This is a genomic window from Anaeromyxobacter soli (genome assembly GCF_022808855.1).
Taxonomy (GTDB): domain Bacteria; phylum Myxococcota; class Myxococcia; order Myxococcales; family Anaeromyxobacteraceae; genus Anaeromyxobacter; species Anaeromyxobacter soli.
On sequence record NZ_JAKZLF010000074.1, the window covers coordinates 1 to 1,834 of the forward strand.

General features: G+C 73.4%; 1 protein-coding gene and 1 pseudogene. Both read left to right on the forward strand.

Annotated features, from left to right (window positions below):
• Positions 1 to 536, forward strand: a pseudogene (locus tag MLV88_RS23775) (lysylphosphatidylglycerol synthase domain-containing protein); the annotation flags it as partial.
• 77 nt (positions 537 to 613) lie between these two features.
• Positions 614 to 1,834 (forward strand): type IV pilus twitching motility protein PilT (locus tag MLV88_RS23780; protein ID WP_243338818.1); only part of this gene is annotated, 1,221 nt, incomplete at its 3' end.

Consider the following 1,834-nt stretch of genomic DNA (forward strand, 5'->3'; position numbering starts at 1 on the left):
CCGGGGCGGCGCTGCTCGCGCCGCGCGCGGGCGCGCGGCTCGCGCGGCGGCTCCCGCGGCTCGGCGCGGCGCTCGGGGCGCTCGGCGCCGGGCTCGCGGGGGTGGGGAGCCCGGCCCGCCTCGGGCTCGCGCTCCTCGTCGCCGTCGCGCCCGCGCTCACCGCCGCGGCCGCGTACGCGATCCCGCTCGCCGCCTTCGGCGTGGACGCCGGGATCGCCGGCGGAGCGGTCCTCGTCGCGGTGATCACCTTCGGTCAGCTCACTCCGGGCCTGCCGATCGGGACGGGCGTCTACTGGAGCCTCGCCGCGTGGGCAGCCCGCCGGCTCGGGGCCGCGCCGGACGACGCGGCGGCGCTCGCGGTGCTCACGCACGCGTCGATGATCGTGGCGAGCCTCGCGGTGGGCGGGGTCTCCGCGATCGTGCGACGCGGCGCGTTGCGCGAGCTGCTCCGCCGGCGGCGGGAGGTCGCGACGCTCGCGGACCCCGCCTCTGCGTGCGAGGCCGACGGCCGCTCACGCTCGCCTACATCGGCGTAATCGCTCGCAATCGGGCGCCTCCGTCCCTCGGGTCCGGCATGGATAAGCCCGGATCGCGGTGTTACGCTCCGCGCGCGATGGAACTCAACGAGATCCTGCAGGTCGCGCTCCGCGGCGGCGCCTCGGACATCCACCTCAAGGCGGGGCTGCCGCCGATGTTCCGGGTGGACGGCGCGCTGCTGCCGCTGAAGGACGCGCGCCGCCTCCCGCCCGAGGAGATCGGGCGGATGGCCGTCGGGATCATGAACGACTACCAGCGGGAGAAGTTCAAGCAGACGAACGAGGTGGACCTCGCCTACGGCGTGCCCGGCCTCGGCCGCTTCCGCGTGAACGTCTTCCAGCAGCGCGGGACGATCGGCGTCGTGCTGCGGGTCATCCCCTTCAAGATCCAGACGATCGAGCAGCTCATGCTGCCGAAGGTGCTCGAGAAGATCGCCGCCGAGCAGCGCGGCCTCGTCCTCGTCACCGGCACGACCGGCTCCGGCAAGTCGACGTCGCTCGCGGCGATGATCGACCACATCAACGCCACCGAGACCTGCCACATCATGACGATCGAGGATCCGATCGAGTTCCTCATCCGCGACAAGCGGTCGATCGTGAATCAGCGCGAGGTGGGCGTCGACACCATGAGCTTCGGCCAGGCGCTGAAGAGCGCGCTGCGCCAGGACCCCGACGTCATCCTCGTCGGGGAGATGCGCGACCTCGAGACCATCGAGACGGCGCTCACGGCGGCGGAGACCGGCCACCTCGTGATGTCGACGCTCCACACCCTCGACGCGACCGAGACCATCAACCGCATCATCTCGGCCTTCCCGCCCTACCAGCAGAAGCAGGTTCGCCTGCAGCTCGGCTCGGTCCTGCGCGGCGTCATCAGCCAGCGGCTCGTGCCGCGCGCCGACGGCAAGGGGCGCGTGCCCGCCATCGAGGTGCTCCTCGCGACCGCCCGGGTCCGCGAGCTCATCGAGGACAAGGACCGGACCAAGGAGATCCCGGAGGCGATCGCCCAGGGCCACGTGTCGTACGGGATGCAGACGTTCGACCAGTCGCTCATGTCCCTGCTGAAGGCCGGCCTCATCAGCTACGAGGAGGCGCTCCGCCAGGCGACGAACCCGGACGACTTCGCGCTCCGCGTCTCGGGCGTGTCGGGCACGAGCGACTCGAAGTGGGACTCGTTCGAGAAGGCCGACGGAGGCGCGCCGGCGCCGGCCGCTGCCGCTCGCCCCGCCCCCGCGGGCGCTCCCGGCGTGGCGCGTCCGCCCCCCGCCGGCGCGCGCCCGCAGCCCGCTCGCGCCGGGCCG